The sequence below is a fragment of the Methanoculleus sp. UBA413 genome (assembly GCF_002502935.1).
Taxonomy (GTDB): domain Archaea; phylum Halobacteriota; class Methanomicrobia; order Methanomicrobiales; family Methanoculleaceae; genus Methanoculleus; species Methanoculleus bourgensis.
The window spans coordinates 7,061-11,449 of the sequence record NZ_DAQR01000015.1 but is presented as its reverse complement, the minus strand read 5'-3'; the positions used below and the strand labels follow the sequence as shown (position 1 = coordinate 11,449).

Genomic DNA, 4,389 nt, shown 5'->3' with positions numbered 1-4,389 from the left:
TGGTTCCTGCCTTAGGATATGGGAAGAATCAGTGTTAAACCACCCGCTGCCCGGGAGAGAACAAAAACCGCATATACCCTCCCCCTGATATCAGGGTGTGGACCCCATCCTGCAGGCGTGCTACGTCCTGCTCTGGGCCGGCCTCCTGAAAGGACTCCAGATGGCCCTCTGGCCCCGCCTCCGCCCCGCGCTCGGGGAGTACGCCTACCCGGCGGCATACCCGGCCTCCCTCCTCCTCTTCGCCCTCGCGACCTGGTACTGCGGCCTCCTCCGCGTCCCGGTCGCCCTCGCCCTCCTGGTCTTCGTCGCCCTCGGGATCTGGGGCCTCCGGCGGGGCGACTACCAGCTCGCGGAACTCCGGGGGCTTCTCGCCTGGGACGCAGTCTTCCTGGTTGGATTTTTATTCGCGCTCTCTGTCAGGTTCGTAAACCCGCCCATCAACTACTTCAGCGAGCAGTACATGAACCACGCCTTCCTCGCGGCCATCATGAGGAACCCGGTGGTGCCGCCGCTCGACCCCTGGTTTGCGGGCGGGCACCTCACCGTCTACTACTACCTCGGCCACTGGCTGATGGGCTGTCTTGGGATCGTCACCGGCGTTCCTTCGGAGGTGGCGTTCAACCTCATCCCGGCTACGGTCTACGGAATGTCGTTCTTGATGCTCTACGCCACAGGAAGCCTGCTCCTCAGGCGGTGGCGATGGCTCCCGATCGCGGTCCTCCTCCTCGTCCCGCCCTCGGTCCCCTGGTTCCTCGCCACCGGCTGGAACCTCTACGGGGCGTTCCAGGAGACCAACTGGATCATCCCCGGGGCCAGGTTCGAGTTCCCGCTCTTCTCCCTCTTCCTCGGAAACGCCCACGCGTTCGAGATGGCCGCGTTCAACCAGTTCCTCCTCATCTTCCTCCTCGGGTTTGCGTGGCTGCGGTGGGGCGGGCTTGATGCCCCAGGGCGTTGGGGGCTTGCCCTCTTCATCGCGGTGAGCATCGGGTCGATGCCGCTCCTGAGTTCCTGGGACGCCCTTGTCTACGGCCCGGCCGTCACCGTCTTCCTCCTCCTTCTCTGGGCAAGGGAGCGGGAGAGCGTTTCCCGGGCGGCAGTCGTAGCGGTCCCCGCGGTCGCCTTCCTCATCTACCTCCCCTACTACCTCCTCCTCGAACCTGCGGGCGTGGGCGGGACCGGCTGGGGATTTCCCCCCACCGACCCCCTCGTCTTTGTCGCGATCTGGGGCGGGTTCCTTGCCCTTCTCTATGCCGCAATCGCCCGGGATATCTGGAGATCCCCGGTCTACCTCGCCGTTGCCCTCCCGTTCATCGCCACCGGCTACGCCGCCCTCGGGATTGTCGTGGTGCCGCTTGCCTATCTGATCCTCCGGCGGGATCATTCATACCCGGACCTCCTCTGCATCGCGGGGCTCCTTGTGCTCGCCTTCTGCGACCTCTTCTACCTCCAGGAGATGCTTGGGGGCGACTACAGCCGGTTCAACACCATCTTCAAGTTCTACTTCGACGCCTGGGTCCTCCTCGGCACCGGCTCCCTGCTCCTCGCCGGGCGGTGGCTTGCAGCCCGGCAGCCGGTCCTCCCGGCATCGGTCCGGCGGGGAGCCGCGGTCGTCGCGGTGGCCGTGCTCCTCGTCGCCCCGTTCGCCCTCAACGTCGATATCGGGCGGGGCCTCCTCGGCATCGGCTATCCCCCGGCGGGCTACCATACCCTGGACGGGCTCGCCTACCTCGACGCCTCCCGGCCGGGGGAGGCAGCGGCGATCGACTACCTGCGCTCGCTCGAAGGCGACCACCGTATCGTGGAGGCAGAGAACGGGGACTACGGGTATTACTCCCGGGTATCGACGTTCACCGGCATCCCCACGATCCTCGGGCAGATCAGCCACGAACTGACGTGGCGGGGGAATGGGGCCTGGTACGCCGAACGGCCGGCAGACATCAGGGCGATCTACGAGAACCCTGAGGAGAGCCTCGCGCTTATGGCGAAGTACAACGCGACCCTCCTCTACGTGGGCGAGCCTGAGCGTGGCCGCTACAGCGTCAGGCTGCCTGACCGGGGGCTTACCCTCATCTACGATGAGGACGGGGTTCAGATCTATGAGCGGCTGCCGGCGGCGGCTTACCCGGGTCAGGAGAGGTAACCTATATATGTCCGGGGCAGGAGGGTGGGGCTCATGACGCCAGCAACCCTTCTGTTGAACGCCACCGTGGAGGTGCGAGTATGAACCCGAGGGTGACCACGACCCCATCCCGCGCCGCAGAGGGCCGGAGCGTGACCGTTGAGATCGCGGCCGAGAACATGGCCTTCGATACGGACACGATCACCGTCCCGGCGGGTGCGGAGGTGACCATGAACTTTGAGAACCGCGATGACGGCATCCCGCACAATGTCGCGGTCTACACAGACTCCTCCGCCAGCCGGGTGATATTCAGGGGTGAGATCATCACCGGTCCGGCAGAGGTCACCTACACCTTCACCGCGCCGGAGGAGCCCGGGACCTACTTCTTCAGGTGCGACGTGCACCCCTCCATGAACGGGGGGTTTGTCGTGGAGTAGAGGGGGCCCAAACCCCCTTATTTTTCCTGTTCGGTTTTTGTCCTGATGTGCAGGTCGTAGCTCCTCTGTATGCCGTACGCTACCGCGAAGAGTGCCGGGACGACCACATACATCGCCGCATCGTAGAGGTACCAGGGCAGGCCCAACCTCCCGATGATCGCGGCCGCCACCGCGAATGCGGGCATGTGGAAGAGGTATACCCCGTATGCGGCATACGAGACTGCCACAATCCCGGCTCCCCGTCCCTGGAACCCCGCTTCAACCCGGGAAAATGTGATGCCTGACCGCGCCGCGAGGATGCCTGCGATGAAGAAGATGTAGTACTGGAGGAGGCGGTCATCGACGATCCCGAGGAGGAGATGCAGGGCCGCGAGGAGGGCGAAGATGCCCCCGGATATGAGGATTATGTCCCTTGTCGTTCGTGAGAACATGATGATCGCCGGGTAGATGAGGTAGAGCACCACGATAAACCCGATAAACCAGAGCGTGAAGACTGGGTCTGTGAATGCCGGTGCGAACAGCACCTGCAGGCAGAGTGCGTTGATCAACCACCCGATGGGGGAGAGATCCAGCGAGGGGGAGAGCCGAAGGACCTGGAAGCAGATGAAGAACGTTGCCAGCGCGACGAGGTAGAGCGGGTAGATCCGGAGCACACGTTTCCTGTAGAACCGGGTGATGTCTTCCTGCGTTCTGATGACAGTGTTGTTTGCGTAGATCGTGTACCCGGATACAAACGTGAATCCGGCAAGCGCCAGGAACGAGAGGAGCGCGATGAGGTCGTGGTGGCCGGTGAAGGGGTGGTGCATGAGGTAGTTGTAGAGGTGGATGAAGATGATGAGCAGGATTGCAGCAGCCTTAACGCCGTCCAGAACGATTATCCGGTTCATGAGCCCCTCCCGATGATGGGGTCGCCGGATCAGAGGATGAGGCTTTCGATCCCGGGTCAGAGAACGGCGGCCGCGATGATCGCCACCGCATAGATGATCAGTGTTGCGTGGATGAGCGGGAGGGCCCGCATCGCCGCTCCGGCGAACACCAGGTAGTTTGCAACCCCGAGGAGGATGATCCCGGCGGCAAACCCGGCGAGTGCGACCGGCCCGAGGGCGATGCCGAGGATGAGCGCCAGAGCGCCGTGGACAACCGAGAAGGCGAGGACCCACCGTGCCGCTCCCCGCATGCCGTAGAGGACCGGGATCGTTGCCATCCCCCGGGCGCGGTCGTTTTCGATGTCGGCGATGTCGTTGACCGCGAGGTGCGCAAGCGCCCAGGGGTAGAAGAAGAGAAAGCAGAGGAGGGCGGTCGCGTCGGGGCTGCCGTAGACAAGATACCCGGCGACCGGAAAGAGCGCGAGGTCCGTCCTCCCGACAACCTGGGCGGCCGGGATGGTCTGGCGCCGCTTCTTTGTCTGGTAGAACCACTCGACCACGTAGGAGTAGCCCATGATCCCGAGGACGTAGAGGTTGTGGGGGGCGGGGAGGGTCGCGGCGAGCACGGCCACAGGCACGGCGAGGGCGAGGAAGACGACGAATGCTGCCCGGGGTGAGATCTTCCCTGCCGGTATCGGGCGCTCCCCGAACGGCCGCCAGTAGCGGGTGAGCGAGCCGTTGATCTCACGCCGGTCATACTCCCGGTCGATGTAGTCGTTCAAGACGAGCCCGGCCTCGAACCCGAGGAATCCGATGAGCGCCGCCCTTCCGACAAGCGCCCACGAAAACCCGCCGTAGTTCTGGAACGCAAGTGCAAGCCCCGAGCAGAAGAGCAGAGGCCAGACGAAGAAGAAATGGATGCGGGTCAGGTCGGCGAGCGCCGCAAGGGTCTCTCTCATGGTCGTTA

4 protein-coding genes are annotated in these 4,389 nt (G+C 64.1%); 2 read left to right on the top strand and 2 right to left on the bottom strand.

The genetic code is table 11. The annotated features are described in order from the left end of the window. Positions 1-97 precede the first annotated feature (97 nt). Together BP858_RS01335 and BP858_RS01330 are read left to right on the top strand one after the other, a co-directional pair. The gene (locus tag BP858_RS01335; RefSeq protein ID WP_286878623.1) at positions 98-2,140 is read left to right on the top strand and encodes a DUF2298 domain-containing protein; all 2,043 of its coding nucleotides are present in this window, start codon (positions 98-100) and stop codon (positions 2,138-2,140) included. Between the two features lie 80 nt (positions 2,141-2,220). After that, positions 2,221-2,556 carry a cupredoxin domain-containing protein gene (locus BP858_RS01330; RefSeq protein WP_286878622.1) on the top strand — a complete coding sequence of 112 codons (336 nt, stop codon included), beginning with the start codon at positions 2,221-2,223 and terminating at the stop codon, positions 2,554-2,556. A 17-nt stretch (positions 2,557-2,573) separates the two neighbouring features. Here the strand turns inward: BP858_RS01330 and BP858_RS01325 are convergent, their stop codons facing one another. After that, the gene (locus tag BP858_RS01325) at positions 2,574-3,443 is read right to left on the bottom strand and encodes an acyltransferase family protein (RefSeq protein ID WP_062266103.1); all 870 of its coding nucleotides are present in this window, start codon (positions 3,441-3,443) and stop codon (positions 2,574-2,576) included. A 56-nt stretch (positions 3,444-3,499) separates the two neighbouring features. After that, on the bottom strand, positions 3,500-4,389 hold an 890-nt coding region (locus BP858_RS01320), incomplete at its 5' end, for a UbiA family prenyltransferase (RefSeq protein WP_286878621.1).

Coding starts and splice junctions, on each gene's coding strand:
- BP858_RS01325 (WP_062266103.1), bottom strand. CDS start 3,443: ATGAACCGGATAATCGTTCTGGACGGCGTTAAGGCTGCTGCAATCCTG.
- BP858_RS01330 (WP_286878622.1), top strand. CDS start 2,221: ATGAACCCGAGGGTGACCACGACCCCATCCCGCGCCGCAGAGGGCCGG.